This window comes from Sulfitobacter alexandrii (assembly GCF_001886735.1).
GTDB classification, from domain to species: domain Bacteria; phylum Pseudomonadota; class Alphaproteobacteria; order Rhodobacterales; family Rhodobacteraceae; genus Sulfitobacter; species Sulfitobacter alexandrii.
Map to the genome: position 1 here is coordinate 193,017 of NZ_CP018076.1, position 19,898 is coordinate 212,914.

The 19,898-nt window shown below is 63.0% G+C and carries 20 protein-coding genes; 16 read left to right on the plus strand and 4 right to left on the minus strand.

Going from position 1 to position 19,898, the window contains the following annotated elements; all coding sequences use genetic code 11:
* The first annotated feature begins 53 nt into the window (after nucleotides 1-53).
* The 8 genes from BOO69_RS00945 to BOO69_RS00980 all read left to right on the plus strand — a co-directional run bounded on the left by BOO69_RS00945 (nucleotide 54) and on the right by BOO69_RS00980 (nucleotide 7,818).
* The gene (locus tag BOO69_RS00945; protein ID WP_071969476.1) at nucleotides 54-1,991 is read left to right on the plus strand and encodes an AAA family ATPase; all 1,938 of its coding nucleotides are present in this window, start codon (nucleotides 54-56) and stop codon (nucleotides 1,989-1,991) included.
* Between the two features lie 65 nt (nucleotides 1,992-2,056).
* Entirely contained in the window at nucleotides 2,057-2,779 is a 723-nt protein-coding gene (locus tag BOO69_RS22920; protein ID WP_156874836.1) for a hypothetical protein, read from the plus strand.
* A complete protein-coding gene (locus tag BOO69_RS00955; protein WP_071969480.1) occupies nucleotides 2,767-4,122 on the plus strand; it encodes a DUF6638 family protein in 1,356 nt (451 codons plus the stop codon). The genes BOO69_RS22920 and BOO69_RS00955 overlap by 13 nt, the downstream gene beginning before the upstream one ends.
* Nucleotides 4,123-4,389 carry a hypothetical protein gene (locus BOO69_RS00960; RefSeq protein WP_071969482.1) on the plus strand — a complete coding sequence of 89 codons (267 nt, stop codon included), beginning with the start codon at nucleotides 4,123-4,125 and terminating at the stop codon, nucleotides 4,387-4,389.
* Nucleotides 4,390-4,400: 11 nt separating this feature from the next.
* Nucleotides 4,401-5,030 carry a DUF1523 family protein gene (locus tag BOO69_RS00965; protein WP_071969484.1) on the plus strand — a complete coding sequence of 210 codons (630 nt, stop codon included), beginning with the start codon at nucleotides 4,401-4,403 and terminating at the stop codon, nucleotides 5,028-5,030.
* Between the two features lie 156 nt (nucleotides 5,031-5,186).
* Nucleotides 5,187-5,591 carry a CopG family transcriptional regulator gene (locus BOO69_RS00970; RefSeq protein ID WP_071969486.1) on the plus strand — a complete coding sequence of 135 codons (405 nt, stop codon included), beginning with the start codon at nucleotides 5,187-5,189 and terminating at the stop codon, nucleotides 5,589-5,591.
* Between the two features lie 26 nt (nucleotides 5,592-5,617).
* Nucleotides 5,618-6,673 (plus strand): extracellular catalytic domain type 1 short-chain-length polyhydroxyalkanoate depolymerase, encoded by a 1,056-nt coding sequence (locus BOO69_RS00975; protein ID WP_071969488.1) that lies wholly within the window; start codon nucleotides 5,618-5,620, stop codon nucleotides 6,671-6,673.
* The gene (locus BOO69_RS00980) at nucleotides 6,670-7,818 is read left to right on the plus strand and encodes a C45 family autoproteolytic acyltransferase/hydolase (protein ID WP_071969490.1); all 1,149 of its coding nucleotides are present in this window, start codon (nucleotides 6,670-6,672) and stop codon (nucleotides 7,816-7,818) included. The genes BOO69_RS00975 and BOO69_RS00980 overlap by 4 nt, the downstream gene beginning before the upstream one ends.
* Here BOO69_RS00980 and BOO69_RS00985 read toward each other — a convergent pair.
* A complete protein-coding gene (locus BOO69_RS00985; protein WP_071969492.1) occupies nucleotides 7,815-9,392 on the minus strand; it encodes a DUF5928 domain-containing protein in 1,578 nt (525 codons plus the stop codon). The two genes, BOO69_RS00980 and BOO69_RS00985, sit on opposite strands and share 4 nt — an antisense overlap.
* Nucleotides 9,393-9,531: 139 nt before the next feature.
* Between BOO69_RS00985 and BOO69_RS00990 the strand changes: the two genes are divergently transcribed.
* The 6 genes from BOO69_RS00990 (at nucleotide 9,532) to BOO69_RS01015 (ending at nucleotide 14,260) form a co-directional block, all read left to right on the plus strand.
* Complete coding sequence (locus tag BOO69_RS00990; RefSeq protein ID WP_071969494.1) at nucleotides 9,532-10,350, plus strand: sulfotransferase family protein; 819 nt, start codon at nucleotides 9,532-9,534, stop codon at nucleotides 10,348-10,350.
* A gap of 27 nt (nucleotides 10,351-10,377) precedes the next feature.
* Entirely contained in the window at nucleotides 10,378-10,947 is a 570-nt protein-coding gene (locus tag BOO69_RS00995) for a DedA family protein (protein WP_071969496.1), read from the plus strand.
* A 60-nt stretch (nucleotides 10,948-11,007) separates the two neighbouring features.
* Nucleotides 11,008-11,496 (plus strand): SsrA-binding protein SmpB, encoded by a 489-nt coding sequence (smpB, locus tag BOO69_RS01000; protein WP_071969498.1) that lies wholly within the window; start codon nucleotides 11,008-11,010, stop codon nucleotides 11,494-11,496.
* Nucleotides 11,489-12,136: a glutathione S-transferase family protein gene (locus BOO69_RS01005; RefSeq protein WP_071969500.1), complete on the plus strand. Its 648-nt coding sequence runs from the start codon at nucleotides 11,489-11,491 to the stop codon at nucleotides 12,134-12,136. The genes smpB and BOO69_RS01005 overlap by 8 nt, the downstream gene beginning before the upstream one ends.
* An 83-nt stretch (nucleotides 12,137-12,219) precedes the next feature.
* Nucleotides 12,220-13,074 carry a 3-mercaptopyruvate sulfurtransferase gene (gene sseA / locus BOO69_RS01010; protein WP_071969502.1) on the plus strand — a complete coding sequence of 285 codons (855 nt, stop codon included), beginning with the start codon at nucleotides 12,220-12,222 and terminating at the stop codon, nucleotides 13,072-13,074.
* 1 nt (nucleotide 13,075) lies between these two features.
* A complete protein-coding gene (locus tag BOO69_RS01015; protein ID WP_071969504.1) occupies nucleotides 13,076-14,260 on the plus strand; it encodes an amino acid aminotransferase in 1,185 nt (394 codons plus the stop codon).
* Between the two features lie 87 nt (nucleotides 14,261-14,347).
* Here BOO69_RS01015 and BOO69_RS23350 read toward each other — a convergent pair whose 3' ends face one another.
* The 3 genes from BOO69_RS23350 to BOO69_RS01030 all read right to left on the minus strand — a co-directional run bounded on the left by BOO69_RS23350 (nucleotide 14,348) and on the right by BOO69_RS01030 (nucleotide 16,426).
* A complete protein-coding gene (locus BOO69_RS23350) occupies nucleotides 14,348-14,659 on the minus strand; it encodes a CsbD family protein (RefSeq protein WP_237267532.1) in 312 nt (103 codons plus the stop codon).
* A 90-nt stretch (nucleotides 14,660-14,749) separates the two neighbouring features.
* Nucleotides 14,750-16,057 carry an ammonium transporter gene (locus BOO69_RS01025; protein WP_071969506.1) on the minus strand — a complete coding sequence of 436 codons (1,308 nt, stop codon included), beginning with the start codon at nucleotides 16,055-16,057 and terminating at the stop codon, nucleotides 14,750-14,752.
* A gap of 30 nt (nucleotides 16,058-16,087) precedes the next feature.
* Nucleotides 16,088-16,426, minus strand: a complete 339-nt coding sequence (locus BOO69_RS01030; RefSeq protein WP_067288315.1) for a P-II family nitrogen regulator — start codon at nucleotides 16,424-16,426, stop codon at nucleotides 16,088-16,090.
* Nucleotides 16,427-16,683: 257 nt separating this feature from the next.
* On the opposite strand from BOO69_RS01030, the gene BOO69_RS01035 reads away from it, so the two are divergent.
* On the plus strand, nucleotides 16,684-18,927 hold the full coding sequence (locus tag BOO69_RS01035) for a transglycosylase domain-containing protein (RefSeq protein ID WP_156874837.1): 2,244 nt from the start codon (nucleotides 16,684-16,686) through the stop codon (nucleotides 18,925-18,927).
* Nucleotides 18,928-18,994: 67 nt separating this feature from the next.
* Nucleotides 18,995-19,831 carry a PhzF family phenazine biosynthesis protein gene (locus BOO69_RS01040; RefSeq protein WP_071969508.1) on the plus strand — a complete coding sequence of 279 codons (837 nt, stop codon included), beginning with the start codon at nucleotides 18,995-18,997 and terminating at the stop codon, nucleotides 19,829-19,831.
* Nucleotides 19,832-19,898: the final 67 nt, after the last annotated feature.

Here is a 19,898-nt window from a genome sequence, read left to right on the forward strand (position 1 = left end):
CGGCGTCGTGCCGCAAGAGTGTATTTATTGAACAATGAAGACGAGTTTGAGACATGAGCCAGACATCTGACGCGATGGAGCTTCGGGAAGAGGATATTGCAAAGCACGTGAGCGTGGCGCTCTCGCTGCTGGAGGGGTTCGACCATGCGCCGCGCATCGGCAAGGCCACGGATGAAGCGCCCGGGTCAGAGCGGTCGCCGGGGATCGGCACGCGGCGGCGGTTCCGCAGCACCACGCCGGGTCTGGCCGCGCGCCGGACCACACCCAGCGGTGCGGTGCAGCTTCTGGCGCGGATCGAGGGCGCGGATGATGGGGACACGCTGGTCTCGCCCCTGCAGGCCACCGTCATGCATGCCCTGCGGCGTGCCATCGCCACCGCGCTGGCAGTGGCCGAGAACGTGGCCGAACAATCCGGCCTGGGCGATCTGAAACGCGCGAACCTCGAAGGGTCTCTGCCTGCCGCCCGCAAGTCCGAGTTTTCCGAACTGCTGGCGGCGGAGGCGCTGGTGACGCTTTATGTCTTCGGCAATGCCACCGCCTATCTGCTGTCGTCGCATCTGTCCGAAACGACGGTCGAGGTCGGCGATGTGGATGAGGTGCTGACAGACAACGGCCAGACCGCCCTGCATGGCGCGCTGTGGGAACTGGATCAGGACATCGCGGCGCATGCGCAGGACGACGCGCGGCTGGTGGCCACGGTCAGCGCCTTTGCCGAGGCGCTGATGGAAAAGGTCGCCCTGCGCGGCCAGACCGCCCCGCGCCTAGAGGGGTTCAGGGGCGCGTCATGGCGGGTCGAGGCGGATGATTTCACCGTTGCCGGGTTCAGCCCCGCGTCCAAGGCCAAATCCACCAAGCTGACGATGACCTTCAAGAAGCCGAACGAGGTCGTGGGCAACCACATCGCCAAGTACCAGGCGATGAAGCTGGCCAAGATGCTGATGGCCTACGACTTCGACCGGCGGCTTAACCCCTTTGCGGAACTGGGCGGCTTCATCTTTACCTTCATGGGGGACGGTGCGCCGGGGACGGGCAAGACGACCCTGATCCAGATGATGGCGGGGCTGATCAGCGAATATTGCGGCAACGCGGGCTATCCGTTCCGCTATCAGAACCTGAGCACCGACAACATCGACAGCTATCAGGGCAAGTCGGGACAGAATGCCAAGGCTTTCATCAATACCATCATCGACCCTTCGGTGATCGGCTTCGGCACCATCGACGACATCGACCAGCTCGCGGGCAAGCGCGGCGACCGGCAGTCGAGCGCGGGCCAGCTGGAGATCACGGCGGTGCTGATGGAAAGTTTCGCGGGGGCGAACACGGTGGTGCGCGGCAACTGCACCTTTGGCATGTTTTCCAACTATCCCGAGAACGTGGACGATGCCCTGCGCCAGCGCGCCGGGGCGCGGTTCCTGGTGGACGGCCCGCAGACGCGGGAGGACTACGTCGATATCCTGTATCTGCTGATGGGCAAGAACCACGACATCCCGCTGGGCGATCACAATGTGTTCGAGGCGCAGGCGATCAAGAAGGCGGTGGCGGCGTCCTTCGAGAGCCATTCGAAGCCCCACGAAGCTGGATTGCTCAAGGTCTACGAAGCGGTGCGGGCCGAGGTCGGGGAACTGGACACGATCAACAAGCTGGGCACCTACCTCAAGGGCATCCAACAGGCCGACAACCGGTTTACCGGCCGCGCGATCAAGAACATCACCGATGCGGTCAAGGTGCGGGCGATGGATTTTGAATTGCCCGACGAATGGATGGAGAACCCGGACCTGTTCCTGTTCAAGGGATACGACGAGAAGAAAGCGATGATCGAGGACATGCGCCAGCCGATCACGGTGGAGATGGTTGTGCAGGAGATCAACCGCTACGCCGACAGCGAATTCCGATATGCCGACAAGTCGGACGAGGTGGCGATCGAGAACGCCGTGCGCGAGATGGGGCGGATGGAAGAGGCGAAGAAGCGGTATTTGGGGGGGAAGGCGTGACAAGCTCCGAAAACCGCGCTTTGGTGAAGGTCTTTCCCTATCGTCTGTCCGTTAAGGAAATTCGAATGCTGTCGGAAGATCAGCAAGCTCTATTTGGGCTTGTAAACTACGCCGCGTCCGAATTGAACGCTCTTCAACGTGTCTATATTGGATTGTCGCACAGCGTAGTCTCCGAACCTTGGCTAGATGCAACAATTCTTATTCAGAGAAATTCGATCTTAAGGGTTTGGTCGGCAAAGATCTTTGAGTTTTTTGATTGTATTGAACAGCTTGTGAATAAGAAAGGCCTAGATGCAGTCGTTCGTAACTTAGTAGACGAAGCTGAAAGGGAACTTGTTCAACTACGTGCCGATGATGGATACGCTTTGGTTCGGAACGTCCGTCACGAAGCAACTAACCACTTCTCTTTCAAGGCAGCAAAAAAGAATCTTCCGTATTTGGCTGATCATGCGGATTGTAATCTCTATCTGCACGAGCTTGATGGAAATTCTTACTATCCGATGGGCGAAGAACTGATGTTCATTGCCCGTCTTAATAGGCATGGGGCAAACCTTTCGAGCAAAGAGGAAAAAGCTAAAGCACTGGATGACTGGATGGAATGGAACTTCAAAGCAAACGCTTGGGTGCGAAAGTTCCATCTCGCCGTTTTCAAGAGGGTTCTGGATGGCCAAGTTCCAGATAGATTTGCGAGAGAAACTTGGAAATGGGTGGATCCAGTGTTGGTTGCTGATACGAGCCCACCCACGGCACCGTTGTTCCTTCGAAAGACCGCCCCATGCAGCGCCTGATCAAACGCGGCCTCATGTTCGGCAACCTCTTCCACGTGGATTCGCCCGCGCTGGTCGACCGTTACAACCGTGCGCTGCAGCATCTGACCGGCAAGCGCACCACAGAAACTGATTTCCACATCGACATCTCCGGCTATTCCCCCGAAGTGGGCGACGAGCTGGGCGATCACCTCTATCTCAACCATGCGGGCGTGAACCGGCAGTTCATCCTGCTGAGCATGGAACAGCGGACAGCGCCCTTGTTGAATGCGAAATTCTCCACCTCGCGCGGCATTCTCCAGCAGTTCATTGCCGAGAACGAGGCGCAGCTCTTTGCCCTCACCGCCCGCGACGCGGTGGCGGGGGAGTTGGTGAACTCCGTCTTCGACGTGTCGGAGCCACGGCGGCTTTTCGACCTCAGACGCGTGAAGGTGGAGGCGGATACCACCGCGGGCACCGTGCGCGACGCGGAAAAGCTGGGGCAGATGGTCGAGCGGTTCAGGACCGAGAAAGACGGCTGGTACGACGATGTGCTGATCGCGCAGATGATCGAACTGGCGGGCAAGACCGGGGATGTGGTGCGCAACCCGGTCAAGCTGCGCCAGATGTCATTTGACCAGCGGAACTTCTGGACGGCGCATTTCGGCGGGCTTTACCTGTTTCAGGATCTGGATCATCCGGCGGTCGTGGCACCCTCTGGCAAGGATCATCTGGGCGATCTGCCGATCAAATATGTCTTTGACGCCGACGACCGGAACCAGCTTGCCAAGTTTTTCGAATACAACGGCTTGACGGAAACGATTGTCGAGGCGCGGGGCATCAACTCGGCCGCGATCCTGCGGCAGAAGATGGATTTCATCCTGATCGACGCGGTGGCGGACGAGGGCGGCGACCTGACCGGCGCCACCCGCGCTGACATGCGGCGTCTGGCACGGGAGCATGCGGGCAAGCTGCCCGAAGAGTTTCACGCGCTGGGCGCGCTGGTGAACTGGGCCGAGAACGGCGGCAACTGGCCGCGCATCACCTCGGACCATCCGGCCTATTTCTATACCCTCCGCGCGAGCGATACCAAGGATGCGGAACTGGTGAACATGCTGCTGGCCGAACTGGCCCCCAAGGACGCGCGGCAGATGTTCATCTGCCACAAGGAACTGTTCTACAAGACCTATGCGCGCTGGCCGGAGGCGAAGAAGGCCTATGTTGCCGATTTCCTTGTGGCCGAGTATCAGGTGGACAAGGCGGGCGCGCGGGCGGCGCTGTTCGGGCACGACGCCCCGATGGAGCCGCCGGCCCCCAGAAAACCCGACCCGGTGTCCGACCTGATCGCCCGCGTCGGTCCCTGGGGCGCGGTGAGGGAGAGATAGATGTTTGCACTGGCGCGTCTCGTGGTCTTCGGCTTCGTCGTCCTCACGGTGATCTACGTGTGTCTCTCGTACTATTCGCGGAGCGTTCGGCGCGCCAAGCTGCGCAAGAAATGGTACGACGGCAAGCAGTTGGTGGACCGTGAGACGTTTGTGCAGCGCGGTCTTGAACGCTATGACGGCTCCATCCGGCGCAAGCTGATCCTTGGCGTCTACATCGTGCCCGTCGTGGTGGTCGGCGCGATCATCTATCTGACCAATTTTTCCTGAGAGGGGCCAACATGGCGATTATCAAGTGGATTTTCTGGATCACCATCTGGGTGCTGGTGGCGGCCTTCTTTCACTACACCTTGCCGCAGGTCGATATCGTGCGGATCACGGACACCTACGAAAAACGTGTCGATCCGGGCGAGAATTCGCTTTTCTGGGCGCAGGCCGATGTCGGCACGGACGGGACGCTGGCGAACCGGGACGTCTTCTTCATCCAGACCCGGCGTGCCAAGGGCGACGTCATGGTCTATCGCAACGAGGACACCGGCTGGGGTTGGCCGCCCTATTTCAAGTTCGACACGTCCAACCTGCAGGCAGAGGCGGCGGACGCGAAATCGACGGAGGCTTCTCCGGAGTGGTACGCGATCAAGCACTACGGCTGGCGCAACGAATTCCTCACCACGTTTCCCAACGCCATCTCCATCCGCCGGGTAGAGGGGCCGGACGCATCCAAGGGGATCCCTTGGATGAACATCATCATCATCACGCTGTTCCTGGCGATCGTCTATGCCATCTGGGTGCGGTGGCGGCGGTTCCGTCGTGCGCGGATCGACCCGACGTTGGAGGCGATCGAGGATGATCTCTACCAGAAGCGGCAGGGAGTCTCGCGCTGGTTCGAGAAACGGCGCGCGCCCAAGTAGGCCGCGGACCCGGCAAGGTCCGGCGCGCCCGAGACCGGCAACCGGCCCCGCCGCGCACATGCGCCGCGGGGCTTTTCTTTGCCTGTTTGCGAAGAGGGCCTTGCAAGCTCGGAACTAGTCGCCATATAACATCCAAGTGGATGGTAAGGGGAAGAGATGCCAAAGCAGGTCAAGTCCGTCGACACCGAGAAGATCACGATCAACCTTGGGTACGTGGACCTGGGGCGCATCGACCTGCTGGTGCAGGAAGGGTTCTACACCAACCGCACCGATTTCATCCGCGCCGCGATCCGCGCGCAACTGGGCGAACACACCACCGAGGTGGGCGCCCTGATCGAGCGGCGGACACTGGACATCGGTCTGCGCGATTTCACCCGCGCGGATCTCGAAGCGGCCCGCGACGCGGGCGAGCTGTTGCACATCAAGGTCGTGGGACTGGCCCGTCTGGCCCCCGACATCACGCCCGACCTGGCACTTGCCACGATCGGCTCCATCACGGTGCTGGGCGCCCTTCAGGCCCCGGCAGAGATCAAATCAGCCTTGAAAGACCGGATCGAATAGTCCGGCACACCCGGTAAGGAAACCACATGAACGACGATTTCGCGACGGCCATGCGCCGGTCGCTTGCCTTGACGCGCGCCGGTGACCCCGGTGCGGCGACCCGCGCGATACAGGAACATCTGAACGGCGGCACCATGCCAGCGGCGACCGCTACACGCACGCTCCGCACCCGCGCGCCGCTGGGCGACGTGCTCAAGGGTCTGGCGGGCAAGGTCAACGGCATGCCGCAGCCGTCCGCCGTGTCGGTGCCGCTTGCCCCCGGCGCGACCTTCGAGCCGCGCCAGTACAGCGGCCCCCACGGCGCGCGGTCCTACCACCTTTACGTGCCGTCCTGCGACAAGGCCCACCTGCGCGGACTGATCGTGATGCTTCACGGCTGCACGCAGAACGCGCAGGATTTCGCGGCCGGTACGGGCATGAACGCCCATGCGGAGCGCAACAACATGCTGGTCGCCTATCCCGAGCAGACGCAGGGCCACAACGCGCAGCGTTGCTGGAACTGGTTCGAGCCGGGCCACCAGTCCGCCGCGTCGGGTGAACCCGCGCTGCTGGCGGGTCTCGCGACGGAGCTGGTCCGCGACTTTGGCCTGCCTGCAGGCTGCACCTTTGCGGCGGGGCTGTCGGCCGGCGGGGCGATGGCGGCGATCCTCGGTGCGACGCTTCCGGACGTGTTTCGCGCCGTGGGCGTGCATTCGGGTCTGGCCCCCGGTGCCGCGCGCGACGTGATGTCGGCCTTCGCCGCGATGCGCGGCGACGACACCGCGCGCAACCTGTCGCTGCCGTGTGCCGCGATCGTTTTTCACGGTGCAGGCGACACGACGGTCGCACCGGTCAACGCCAGCCGCCTGACAGGCACCCTGTCGGACGCGCGGCGGACGACCGGCACCGCGGGGGGCCGCGGCTATAGCGTGACCAGCGGCAAGACGGGCGAAGGCCACCCGATGGAGCTGTGGATGGTCGAGCGGACGGGCCACGCGTGGTCCGGCGGGTCGCGGCAGGGCAGCTACGCCGACCCCGCAGGGCCCGATGCCTCCGCCGAGATGATGCGTTTCTTCAACATGATGATCGAGAGCGACAAATGACACATTCCCTGACATTCGATGCGATTTCCGAAGACGAGAGCGGCCCCAAGTGGTTGGCCCGCTGGCAGCGAAGCTGGCCTGCCTACGAGGCCTGGTTCACGGCCCGGGGCGGTGACGCCGGCCCCGACCGTGCCGCCTGCGAGGCCGCCTTGGCGGAACATATGCCGGAACTGCTCGACACCCATGCCAAACTGACGCGCCTGACCGGCGGCAGCGACCGCGCGGCGCGGTTCCTGTCGGCGTGGTGCCCGCCCAGCTACCTCGGGGGCTGCTCTCTGCTGGCCGCCGCCGACGCGCAAAGCGTGCGGCTGGTCCGCAACTACGACCTTTCGCCCGACCTGAACGAGGGCCTGCTGCTGCGCAGCGCATGGACCGGCACACCGGTGATGGGCATGGTGGAATTCCTCTGGGGCCTGTCGGACGGCATCAACGGCCACGGCCTGTCGGTGGCACTGGCCTACGGTGGTGGCTCAGAGACGGGCCGGGGTTTCGGGATCTGCCTGATCCTGCGCTACGTGCTGGAGACCTGCCGCGACGTGCCGGAGGCGCAGGCGGTGCTGGATCGCATTCCGTCCCACATGGGCTACAACCTCGTGCTGGCGGACAGGGCAGGCCGGACCGCCTCGGTCGAGATGCTGCCCGGTGGCGGGACGCGGCACATGCCCAGACCGCTGGCCACGAACCACCAGCATGGTACCACCGCGCCGGAGCGGCCCGCCTTTACCAGGACGCGGGAACGGTACGACCATCTCGAGACGTTGGTGGGCGACAGGGCCGAACCCATCGGCCTCGCAAAGCGCTTCATGGAAAGCCCGCTGTTCCAGGACAACTACGGTCAGGGCTTCGGCACCCTGTTCACGGCGGAATACGACCCCCGCGCGGGCGGCCTGACGCTCCACTGGCCCACGGACAAGTGGCACCAGACGCTCGATGCGTTAGAGGAAGGGTCACGCACGGTCATCTACGACGCGAGCACGCGGGCAGCGCAGGACTGGGTCGACGCGATCAGACCCTGGATCGGCGCAGCAGCGGACATGCTTGCGGCGAAGGACGGCACGGTGGACTGGGTGGCGTTCGGGATGCAATGTGCGCAGGCCTACGGCGGCGGCTACATCCCCGCGGATCCGAGCAAGGACGCGGCCTAGTCGGCGAAGAGGTAGGCCGTTTCCGCGATCTGCTGCGCTTTCTCAGCCGGGATGTTGAGAAAGCGCCCAAGCACGGCGGCATTCTCTTCCTCGCTGCTGGCCTCCCGCATGCGATTCAGGAACTCGAACTGCGCGTCCCTGATGCGGTCGCTTTCGTGGACCATGTTGTTCCGGATGGTGGGCAGCAACCGTTCCAGCGTGTCCTGCGAGGTCTGTTCCCCGGCAAGACCGACCCGCATGGCATGGCCGATCAGGTAGTCGTCCGAGAATTGGCATTCGATCTCGAGAATGCGGGTCACCGACCGGTCCGAGGCAAAGTCGTTCAGCAGCTCGATGTTGCCGGGGTCCATGCAGACGATCAGGCGATCCGTCTCGAAGTAATCGAACAGCATGCGCATCAGCGCACGGCGATGGCGGTGGCGTTTCTCCAGGGTGTTCTGGATGCCCCCGAGATCCGGCAGCGGCGTGTCCTCTTCGTTGAACAGGTACTCGATCGCCGGCACGTTCGTGACTTGGCGGATGCGGTCCAGCACGCGCTTTGCCACGTGCCATTTCTTGCAGACGACGATCAGCAGTTCGCGTTCGCGCCCCAGCGTGCTTTCGGTTTCCCAGAAACGGGTCGCGAACCGCCTGCCGATCCTGCCGCGTCCGGACAGGAACTTGAACAGGCTCCGACCCTCGTTGCTGATCTGGAACTGGACACCCTCCGCGGCATAGAGAAGCCCCAGCCGACGCTTCAGATCCTTGGCCTCGGGGCTGATCTTGCGGGCAAAGAGATAATCCTGGCTCAACAGAAGTTCGTAGTGGTCGTTGTAGAAGTTTACCGGCATCCCGTAGTCCGTGAACATCAGGAATGTCAGGGTCCGGCAGCGGATCTCGACCTCCGGCACCAGGTGACGCACGAGCGTCTGGAAAAACGTCTCGTCGGGAATCCAGGTGGTGCGGAAGAACCGGACGACATCCCGGCGCTTCTTCACGAATTCCAGCAACCATTCCACGGTCCGGCGGCGCAGGCACCACCATTGGCTGCCGATCATGATCTGAAGATCGGAAGGAATGTTCCGGGTGATCCCGAGGCGTTTCTGCGCTTCGTACATCCAGTAGAAGCGTTTCTTCTGCGTGCGTTCGTTGAACCAGTGACGGTAGATCAGCCTCTCTTCCCGCCAGCCCGTCTTGATCCAGTCACTCTGGAAGTAGTCGAAGCTTTCGATGAAGTCCGCGTCGTGGTCGTCGAGGAACCTGTGGGTATATTCCGCCGACTTGATCGCCATGCAATCGCCGGACAGCATGTAGAAATGGGTCGCACGGGGAAAGCTGTCCACCGCGGCGGTCAGGGCGTTCAGCGTGGCCTGGACCAGGGACCATTCACCCCAACCGCATTTCACGCGCTTTTTCGCAAAGGTAACGTTCGGGTTGTCTTTCAGCGCCGCGCGGATCTGCTGGTATTGCGCGGGCTTGGCCCGTGCGTCGAAGTGGATGGACATGTAGTCGCCCACGGCGGTCAGTCGCTCGGCCTGCCGGATGATCGCAAGCGGATCCTTGTGACATAGCAGTATGTAGGCGATTTTGGCCACGGCGGAAACGAACTGCCCCTTTACCTTGTTTTGTTTACTTAGATAATGATGAAGCAACATTGAATAAACCGCATTTTTGCGGCAGCTCTGAACTGTTGCTGAAAACAGTCATGACGGATCGAGTGAGAGGCAGGAAGATATGGGTTTTCCCGGAACGTGGATGACGGAAAGCGAAAGCGTGGTCTACCGCGTCGTGCCCAAGTGCGCCTGTTCGACCATCGGTCAGATCATGTATTACTCCGATCATGGCGAATTCTTCGACGGTGACATCCACGATGCCCAGTCCGGTCTGCACAAATGGGCGCTCGACGCGTCGCAGCTGCCGATCACGGAGAACGTGAAGGGGCACAAGTCCTATGCGTTCACCTGCGTGCGTAACCCTTACACGCGCATCCTGTCGTCCTTCTTCGACAAGATCTGCGGCATCCAGCGCAACGGAAAGCGGTATCGAGGCAACCTCGTGCCGTTGCTGATCCAGAAATACGGGATCGAGGTCGGCGGCGACGACGGCAAGCAGGAGTTCGACCAGATCGCCAGCTTCCGCCGGTTCCTTTTGTTCGCGCGGGACACCATCCGCTGGCGGCGCCCGATGGACCCGGACATTCACTGGTCGGCCATGTCCGGTCACGTCAGCACGTTCATCGTGAACGGCGGCCGCTACGACAAGATTTTCTGGACCGAGGCGTTCAACGACGGCATGCAGGACGTGCTGGACGCGATCGACACGACCCACACGGTGAACCTGGCCGAGATTCCCCGCTTCAACGAAAGTGAAGGGCACGGCCCCAAACGCGCGCATCCCGTCGAAGCGTACTTCGACGACCTGTCGATGCATCTGATGCGGGAAATCTACAAGCGCGACTTCGAACTCTTCAAGTACGACTTCGACAATCCCGCCAACAAGCAGCCGGTCGGTGAAATCGATCTGGACGAGGTACATGCCAAGCTGGGGGACTGAAGAGGACCGGCGACCGGTCGGTCGGCCGTGAGCCTTGAAAGCATCGTCACCAGCTACGGGGTGCCCGCCCTTTTCGTCGGCTGTTTTCTCGAAGGGGAGTCCGTTGCCATCACCGGCGGCGCGCTGGTGCATCGGCACACGCTGAAATTCATTCCCGTCCTGCTGGCGATCTCTTCCGGCGCTTGGCTGGCGGATACGGCCTTCTTTCTGCTGGGCAGACGGTTTCGGTCCCATCCCTTCGTGCAGCGGCGGCTGGAAGGCGGGCGGGTTGCCGGCCTGATGGCCAGAGCCGGCCAGCATCCCGACCGGCTTGCCGCGATGTTCCGTTTCATTCCCGGCATGCGTATCCTGATGCCACTGGCGCTGTCTCACACCGCGATCAGCTACCGGCGCTATGCCGTGATCACGGCGGTATCCGCGGCGCTCTGGGCCTTGTTCTACATCCTCGTGGGGCATGTCGTGGGCGCCGCGCTGCAGCAGATCGCCGGGCATCTGCACCACCTGCGGGTCATCGTCTGGGGCGGCGCCCTGATCGCGGCGGTTTCGTTGATACTGGGCCTGCGCCACCTGATGAAGTCCGGCGGCGGCAAACCCTAGAGCGCGAAACAAGGGTGCCGAGCCTTGCGCAGCGACGGGCCGCGTTCTACATCAACATGCATGTCGCAAGTCAAAACCGCCTCCAAATCGGATCCCAATTACAAGGTGATCGCTGAAAACCGCCGGGCGCGGTTCGACTATGCCATCGAGGAGGATCTCGAATGCGGCATCGTCCTTGAAGGGTCCGAGGTCAAATCCCTGCGCCAAGGGGGCGCAAACATCGCCGAGAGCTATGCGGCGGTGGAAGATGGCGAGCTCTGGCTGGTGAATTCCTACGTGGCGCCCTACGCACAGGCCAAGACCTTTCAGCACGACGAGCGCCGCCGCCGCAAGCTGCTGGTCTCGCGCAAGGAAATGGCCGACCTGTGGAACGCGACACAGCGCAAGGGCATGACGCTGGTCCCGCTGGTGATGTATTTCAACCATCGGGGCATGGCCAAGATCAAGATCGGCATCGCCAAGGGCAAGAAGAACCACGACAAGCGCGAAACGGCGGCCAAGCGCGACTGGTCCCGGCAGAAGGCCCGCCTGCTGAAAGACCATGGCTGAGCCGTTCGAGCTGATCGGTTTCCGATACTCGGTCTACACCCGCATCGTGCGCATCGCCTTGATCGAAACGGGAACCGACGCCAGCTATCTCGAGGTCGATCCGTTTTCCGACAGCCCGGCGCTGGAGCGGTTCACGCCGCTCGGGCTGGTGCCCGTCCTGCGCCACGGCGACTTCACCCTGACCGAGACGGCGGCGATCCTGCGGTACCTTGCCCGCGTTACCGGGACCGATCGCCTGATGCCCCGGGATCCCCGTGCGCTGGCGCGTATGGAACAGGTGATGGGGGTGGCGGATACCAGCCTGTACTGGCCGCTAGTGCGGCAGGTCTTCTCACACGGCTTCTTTGCGCCGCAGATGGGCGAACCGTACGATCCGGAACAGGTCACCGCCGGGCTGGAAGCAGGGCGGAACGGGCTCCGCCTCCTTGACGGCATTGCGGAGGAGGGGCTGGTGCTGCGCGGGGATGCCATGACCCTTGCGGACCTGCATCTGGCGCCGATGATCGACTATTTCACCCGCGTCGCGGCAGGGGCCGAGATGCTGGCAAGCCATCCCGCCCTTTCCGCCTGGTGGTCGGGCATGGCCGGCAGTCCGCTGCTTCTGGCAAGCGAACCGTTCCCGGATGTTCCGCGCCCCTGACGGCGGGCGGAACCTTCCTCCCCTTGCCAGTCGGCATCCGCCCGGATAGGCAGGAAAAGTAGGATTTTGCGGAAGGACTGCTCATGGTTGATGACCCCAAGACGCTGGTGTCCACCTCGTGGCTTGCGAAGCACCTCAAGGACCCTGACATGCGGTTGCTGGATGCGTCCTGGTATCTGCCCGACGCAGGACGCGACCCCAAGGCAGAGTACGACGCGGCGCATATCCCCGGTGCCCGGTTCTTCGACATAGAGGACATTTCGGATGCGCGCTCGGACCTGCCGCACATGGCTCCCCCGGTCGAGAAATTCATGTCGCGCATGAGGGCGATGGGCGTGGGCGACGGACACCAGGTGGTGGTCTATGACGGCGCCGGCCTGATGTCGGCGGCGCGGGTCTGGTGGCTGTTCCGCCTGATGGGCCAGGAAAACGTCGCGGTGCTGGACGGTGGCCTGCCAAAGTGGGTCGACGAGGGGCACCCGACAGAGGACATGCCGCCGATCCCGCGGGACCGGCACATGACTGTCCGTCTGCAGAACCATCTGGTGCGTGACGTGACGCAGGTGGCGCAGGCGTCCAAGCTGGGCGATCCGCAGATCGTGGACGCACGCGCGCCCGCCCGGTTCCGGGGTGAAGCGCCCGAGCCGCGTGAAGGCTTGCGCGCGGGCCATATCCCCGGTTCCAAGAACGTGAATTACGAAACGCTGCTGAACGACGACAAGACCATGAAAGACCCCGAGGAGCTGCGCGCGATCTTCGAAGCGGCAGGCGTGGACCCGGACCGGCCCGTGATCACCACCTGCGGCTCGGGCGTGACCGCCGCGATTCTCGCGCTCGCGCTTGAGCGTATCGGCCAGACGAAATGGTCACTTTACGATGGATCCTGGGCGGAGTGGGGGATGTTCCCCACCGTTCCAGTCGCTACCGGAGACGCATGAGATGTTCGAAACCCTGCAAAGCCAACCCGCCGACAAGATCCTCGCCCTGATGCAGATGTATCGGGACGATCCGCGCGAGGACAAGATCGACCTCGGCGTCGGTGTCTACAAGGATCCGACGGGCCTGACCCCTGTGATGCGTGCAGTCAAGGCGGCAGAGCATCGGATCTGGGAAGCCCAGGATACCAAGGTCTATACCGGGCTCGTGGGTGATCCGGCGTTCTCCGACGCGATGATCGGCCTGGTTCTCGACGGGGCGGTCCCGCGCGACACGGTTGCCGCCGCAGCCACCCCCGGCGGCACGGGTGCCGTGCGGCAGGCGTTCGAGATGGTCCGGATGGCACGCCCCGGTGCGCGGGTCTTCGTTTCCGATCCTACCTGGCCCAACCACCTGTCGATCCTGAAGTATCTCGGCATCGAGGTCGTGAACTACCGCTACTTCGATGGCGATACCGGTGGTGTGGACTTCGACGGCATGGCCGAGGACATCGGCAAGGCCGAGGCGGGCGATGTGGTGCTGCTTCACGGGTGCTGCCATAATCCGACCGGCGCCAACCTGAACCCGAGCGAATGGGACGCGGTCATCAAGATCCTGCAGAAAACCGGCGCGACCCCGATGATCGACATCGCCTATCAGGGGTTCGGTGACGGTCTTGCCGAAGACGCCGCCGCGACGCGCAAGATCGCCGCCGCTGTCCCGGAGTGTCTGATCGCCGCAAGCTGTTCGAAGAACTTTGGCATCTACCGCGAGCGCACCGGTCTTCTGATGGCGATTGCCGCGGATCCCTCGGCGAGGAAGCTCAACCAGGACACGCTGGCGTTTCTCAATCGCCAGAACTACAGCTTTCCCCCCGACCATGGGGCAAGGGTTGTCACCACCATCTTGAACGACGACGACCTGCGCGCAGACTGGAAGGCGGAACTGGAGGAGGTCCGCAACACCATGCTGGCGATCCGCACCCAGTTGGCCGAAGAACTTCAAGCGCTCTCAGGCTCGGACCGTTTCGGTTTTCTCGGCCAGCACCGTGGCATGTTCTCGCGACTGGGGACGACCCCGGAAAAGGTCGAGGAACTGCGCACCAAGCACGGGATCTACATGGTCGGGGACAGCCGCATGAACATCGCGGGACTGAACCGGCAAACCGTGCCGATCCTTGCGAAAGCGATCATCGACGTCGGTATCTGAACCCGTTGGCCGACCCCCAACAAAAAACCCGCGCCGACAGGCGGCGCGGGGTGTTTTCAGGGCATCTGGACGTGCCGGTCTGACGTATCAAACCTTGTTGCCCATCTTTCCCTTGATCTCGCCCTTCGCGTTCTGCGCGTTGCCCTTCGCCTTCTGGGCTTCGCCTTCGCGGCGCAGTTTCTCGTTGTCGGTGGCCTTGCCTGCGGCGGATTTCGCCGCGCCAGCGACCTTGTTGGCGGTGCCTTTTGCCTTGTCTGCGATTTCACCCATGATCTTGATCTCCTGATCAGGCCCGGAAGAGTAGCGCGCCGATCGCGGTTCCTGTTCCGTCATCATGGCAACCGCATCGGTGGTCTGTTGGTTCCCGGTGCGCTGTGCGGCGGGGTGCCGATCGGCCATGTTTGGCCGATCGCTGCCGGCCCGGTGAACAGGGCATGAAAAAACCCGGCCTCGAAAGGCCGGGTTCGGTTTCTCGGGACCGAGGGAGGATCAGCCCTTGGAGAATTCCGGGTAGGCTTCCATGCCAAGCTCGGAGGTATCGAGGCCTTGGATCTCAGCTTCCTCGCTGACCCGGATGCCCATCACGGCCTTGAGGATGCCGAAGACGATGATGCTTGCCACGAAGACGAAGATGCCGATGGCCGCGAAGCCGATGATCTGTGTCACGAAGGAGGTGCCGTCGGTGTAGACCGGGACCACCAGTGTTCCCCAGAAGCCCGCGATCAGGTGGACCGGGATGGCACCGACCACGTCGTCGATTTTCAGCTTGTCCAGGAAGGGAACCGCGAAGACCACGATGACACCGCCCACGGCGCCGATCCACAGGGCGCCGAACAGTGTCGGGTCGAGCGGGCCTGCGGTGATCGACACGAGGCCGGCCAGCGCGCCGTTCAGGACCATCGTCAGGTCGACCTTGCGGTACAGCAGTTGCGTCAGGATCAGTGCCGCCACGGCGCCGGAGGCGGCGGCCATGTTGGTGTTGGCAAAGATCTGCGCGACGGCGTCCACGTCTTCCAGCGTGCCCATGGCCAGCTGCGAGGCGCCGTTGAAGCCGAACCAGCCCATCCACAGGATGAATGTCCCCAGCGTGGCGAGCGGCAGGTTCGAACCCGGCATCGGCACGACGCGGCCGTCCTTGGCGTACTTGCCGATCCGCGGCCCGAGCAGCAGGGCACCGGCCAGCGCGGCAAAACCACCTGCGGCGTGCACCAGCGTGGAGCCGGCGAAGTCGGAGAAGCCCATGGCTGAAAGGAAGCCGCCGCCCCACTGCCAGGACGCCTCGATCGGGTAGATCAGGCCGGTCAGCACGACGACGAAGATCAGGAAGGGCCACAGCTTGATCCGTTCAGCCAGCGTGCCCGACACGATCGATGCCGTGGTGGCGCAGAACATCAGCTGGAAGAAGAAATCAGATGCGTTGGAATAGCCGCCGGCGTCGATCTCCGTCTTGATGTCCTTCGGGGAAATCGTGCCAAGCACGCCTTCCATCATCCAGTTGCCGTCGCCGGGGTACATCACGTTGTAGCCGATCAGCCAGTACATGATCGCGGCGATGCCGAAGAGCCCCATGTTCTTGGTCAACTGGGTCGTGACGTTCTTGGAGCGCACGAGACCGGCCTCGAGCATGGCAAAGCCTGCCGCCATCCAGAACACGAGGAACCCGCCAATCAGGAAGAGCAAAGTGTTGAAGATGAAGGTGGTCTGGGTCGCTGAAGCAAACTCGGCGTCTTGCGCCGCACCCAGCGTGGGTACCAGCGCGATCGCGGTAGCCAAGGGGATATACTTGAACTTGTTCATTTCGGATTTTCCTCAGATCTGGGGGAAGGTTCAGATGGCGTCTTCGCCGGTTTCGCCGGTCCGCACGCGCACCGCCTGTTCGACATCGAGCACAAAGATCTTGCCGTCGCCGATCTTGCCGGTCTGTGCGGTCTTGGAGATGACTTCGACCATCTGGTCGGCCACGCTGTCCGCGACGACCAGTTCCAGCTTTACCTTCGGGACGAAGTTCACGACGTATTCAGCGCCGCGGTAGATTTCCGTATGACCCGACTGTGCGCCGAATCCCTTGATCTCTGTTACCATCAGTCCGCGCACGCCTGCCTCGGTGAGCGCTTCGCGCACCTCCTCCAGCTTGAATGGTTTGATAGTTGCGATAATGAGTTTCACCTTCTGAACCCCCTCTTCCGGTTGGCAGGAACGACCTGCATGATGCCCGTGCAGAAAACAGGCTATCAGGCGGTCGGTGGAAGCTTTGACGGGGGGTTGGTGGCGGGTATTCGCCGATAATTGCACATAAGATACGCAAACTTGATAATCTGCACATAAATTAATCAAAATATTGACGTGCTTTCCGCAGAGACGCGCTAAACAATCTCGCGTTTGCAGCGTAAGATGGGGAAAAGACAGGCGAGCAGGCCAGATTCATGAGTGATTCATCCAAGCGAAAACGCCCGTTGGTGGCGGATCGTCGCTATCCGTCCAAGGGCAAGGCTGCCGGCAAGCAGCCCGCGAAGAAATCCACGGCAAAGGCCGCCCCGGCGCGCCGCAAGGCTACCCGCGCACGCAAGCCGAGGCGCGGAGGGGTGCTGGGGCTGCTGTCGGCGCTGGTTTCGTGGATCGTGCGGCTGATCTGGACGATCACCTGGCGTGTCGCGCTCGTGGCGATCCTGTGTCTCGGTCTTGCGGTCGGCTATTTCTACACGACATTGCCACCGCTTCAGGCGCTGCTGGACGGGCGCGCACGTGGATCGGTCACGTTGCTCGACCGTAACGGGGATGTCTTCGCCTGGCGCGGCGATCAGTTCGGCGGCGTGGTCACCGCCGAAAGCGTTTCAAGACACCTCAAGAATGCCGTCATCGCGACGGAAGACAAGCGTTTCTACCGCCATCTTGGCGTCAGCCCGCGCGGGATAGCCTCGGCTGTGCGCATCAACCTCAGCGAGGGGCGCGGCCCGCTCTCGGGGCACGGCGGTTCCACGATCACGCAGCAGACCGCCAAGCTGATCTGTCTGGGCGAGCCATACGATCCGTCATCCGGACAGACGGAGCAGGAATACGAGGCGGGCTGCCGGGCCGGCAACCTTCAGCGCAAGGCCAAGGAAGCGCTCTATGCCATGGCGATGGAGGTCAAGTATTCCAAGGATGACATCCTGTCGATCTACCTGAACCGCGCCTACATGGGCGGCGGTGCCTATGGCGCGGAGGCGGCGGCGCAACGGTTCTTCGGCAAATCCGCGGCCGAAGTGAACCCCTCCGAGGCGGCGATGCTGGCCGGGCTTCTCACGTCGCCCTCCGTCCTGTCGCCGACGAACGATCTGGATCGCGCGCAGAACCGTGCGGCGACCGTCATCCGGCTCATGCGGGAGCAGGGGTACCTGACGGCGGCGGAAGCCGAGACGGCTCAGGCCAACCCGGCAGTGTTGTCCGATGCGGCAGAGGCCCGTGCGGGGGGCTATTTTGCGGATTGGGTAATGTCGACGGGTCCGGAATTCTTTACCCGGAACACGACCGAGGACGTGATCATCCGGACGACACTCGACCAGCGTATCCAGAAAGCCGCCGAAGAAGGGCTGAAGTACGTGTTCGAGAACAAGGTGCGCGACGGTTCCGAGGCGCAGGCCGCGATCGTCATCATGTCGGCGGACGGGGCGGTCCGCGCGATGGTGGGCGGCCGCAAGACCAAGGTTCGGGGCGCGTTCAACCGCGCCACGCAGGCGCTGCGCCAGACCGGCTCCGCGTTCAAGCCGTTCGTCTATGCCGCCGCGCTGGACCTGGGGTATTCCCCCAATGACATCGTGGTCGACGAACCTTTCTGCATGAACATCCCCGGCTCGGGCGAATGGTGTCCAAAGAACTACACCAACCGCTTTCTCGGGCCGGTCACCCTGACCAATGCGCTCAAGGACTCGCTGAACATCCCGGCGGTCAAGATCTCCGAAGGCGTCGGCCGCGATCTGGTGAGCCGGGTCGCCGGGCAATTCGGCATCAAGAACGACCTCGCCGCAGGCCCGGCGCTGGCGCTGGGCGCATCGGAAAGCACGCTGATCGAAATGACGGGCGCATATGCCGGTATTCTCAACGGCGGCTCGTCGGTCACGCCTTACGGTCTCGTGGATCTCCGGCTGATGGGGGATGACGAACCGCTGATGGGCACCGGCGGCGGCATCGGCGAAAGGGTCATCCAGGAAGACGCGGCGCGGCAGTTGGTCTACATGATGGAAAAGGTCATCTCCGAAGGGACCGGGCAACGCGCGCAGTTCGGCGGGCGGGAACTGGCGGGAAAGACCGGTACGACCTCGGCCGCGAAGGACGCATGGTTCATCGGGTTTTCCGCTGACTACGTTGCCGGCGTCTGGATGGGCTACGACGACAACACGCCGCTCAAGGGTGTGACCGGCGGCGGGCTCCCCACCGACATCTGGCGCGAGGCGATGAGCCGGGCGCACGAGGGCACCGAACTCAAGGGGCTTCCCATGTCGCCCCCGATCGCGCCCAGCGGGCTGGGAGAGCAGGATCCCGTGCTTGCGTCGGACCCGATCCCGGTCGACAATGGCGGTGGCGGACAGGGCGGCGGCAACATCATCGATCAGGTCCTGCAGGACATCTTCGGCGGTGGCAGCAGCGGGTCGGGAAGCGGCGCACCCGCGCCACGCCCCGCGGACAGGTGATGCTTCACGGCGCGTGACGGCTCGTTGCTGAACGATGTTGCCCGCCCGGCTTAACAAGGAAGATGCGATGAAACCACTCAGGATCTCGTCCTTTTCCGACGGCGATGCCGGGGGCAATCCGGCTGGCGTTCTCATCGCCGATACCCTGCCATCGCCCGAAGAGATGCAGCGCGTCGCCGCCGAATTGGGTTTTTCCGAAACGGCCTTTGCCGCTCCCGACGGGGATGCATGGCGGGTCCGGTACTACGCACCGATCGGCGAAGTCGCCTTTTGCGGTCATGCGACAATCGCCCTTGGCGCCGCCCTCGGGGACAGGGCGGGGGAGGGCCGGTTCGCTCTCAACCTGCGCGATACCGCCATAACGGTCGACGCGTATCAGCGGGACGGAGCTTGGCATGCCGCGCTGAATTCCCCCGGCACCTGGTCGAAACCGATGCCGGACGCGCTGTTCTATGCCCTTCTCGACGCATTTTCTCTTGATGAGGACGACATCGACCGCGCCCTGCCGCCAAGGCTCGCCTTTGCCGGGGTGCAGCACGGCATCATTGCCCTGAACGACCGGGACACGCTCGGGCGGATGGCCTATCCCTTCGATCCGATGCGCGACCTCATGGCCATGCACGGCCTGACGACCGTCACCCTGCTTTACATCGACGGCCCCCGCGCCTTTTCCACGCGCAACGCCTTTGCCAGCGGCGGTGTGGTCGAGGATCCCGCCACCGGTGCGGCGGCAGCGGCGCTGGGCGGTGCGCTGGTCGATCTGGATTGGGATGGCCTGCGGCAGGGTGGACGGTTCGAGGTCCGGCAAGGTGTGGACATGGGCATGCCATCGACCCTGGTGGTGGATGTGACGGGCACCCCGGGGGCTTCGGTCCGCGTCAGCGGTACGGTGCGCTGGATGTGATCGGGCCACACTCGCCGCGGTTCGATCAATCTTTGAATGGAAATTTCATTCCAAACTGGCTATTCCG

Coding starts and splice junctions, on each gene's coding strand:
- BOO69_RS00945 (WP_071969476.1), top strand. CDS start 54: ATGAGCCAGACATCTGACGCGATGGAGCTTCGGGAAGAGGATATTGCA.
- BOO69_RS22920 (WP_156874836.1), top strand. CDS start 2,057: ATGCTGTCGGAAGATCAGCAAGCTCTATTTGGGCTTGTAAACTACGCC.
- BOO69_RS00955 (WP_071969480.1), top strand. CDS start 2,767: ATGCAGCGCCTGATCAAACGCGGCCTCATGTTCGGCAACCTCTTCCAC.
- BOO69_RS00960 (WP_071969482.1), top strand. CDS start 4,123: ATGTTTGCACTGGCGCGTCTCGTGGTCTTCGGCTTCGTCGTCCTCACG.
- BOO69_RS00965 (WP_071969484.1), top strand. CDS start 4,401: ATGGCGATTATCAAGTGGATTTTCTGGATCACCATCTGGGTGCTGGTG.
- BOO69_RS00970 (WP_071969486.1), top strand. CDS start 5,187: ATGCCAAAGCAGGTCAAGTCCGTCGACACCGAGAAGATCACGATCAAC.
- BOO69_RS00975 (WP_071969488.1), top strand. CDS start 5,618: ATGAACGACGATTTCGCGACGGCCATGCGCCGGTCGCTTGCCTTGACG.
- BOO69_RS00980 (WP_071969490.1), top strand. CDS start 6,670: ATGACACATTCCCTGACATTCGATGCGATTTCCGAAGACGAGAGCGGC.
- BOO69_RS00990 (WP_071969494.1), top strand. CDS start 9,532: ATGGGTTTTCCCGGAACGTGGATGACGGAAAGCGAAAGCGTGGTCTAC.
- smpB (WP_071969498.1), top strand. CDS start 11,008: ATGTCGCAAGTCAAAACCGCCTCCAAATCGGATCCCAATTACAAGGTG.
- BOO69_RS01005 (WP_071969500.1), top strand. CDS start 11,489: ATGGCTGAGCCGTTCGAGCTGATCGGTTTCCGATACTCGGTCTACACC.
- sseA (WP_071969502.1), top strand. CDS start 12,220: ATGGTTGATGACCCCAAGACGCTGGTGTCCACCTCGTGGCTTGCGAAG.
- BOO69_RS01015 (WP_071969504.1), top strand. CDS start 13,076: ATGTTCGAAACCCTGCAAAGCCAACCCGCCGACAAGATCCTCGCCCTG.
- BOO69_RS23350 (WP_237267532.1), bottom strand. CDS start 14,659: ATGGCCGATCGGCACCCCGCCGCACAGCGCACCGGGAACCAACAGACC.
- BOO69_RS01025 (WP_071969506.1), bottom strand. CDS start 16,057: ATGAACAAGTTCAAGTATATCCCCTTGGCTACCGCGATCGCGCTGGTA.
- BOO69_RS01035 (WP_156874837.1), top strand. CDS start 16,684: ATGAGTGATTCATCCAAGCGAAAACGCCCGTTGGTGGCGGATCGTCGC.
- BOO69_RS01040 (WP_071969508.1), top strand. CDS start 18,995: ATGAAACCACTCAGGATCTCGTCCTTTTCCGACGGCGATGCCGGGGGC.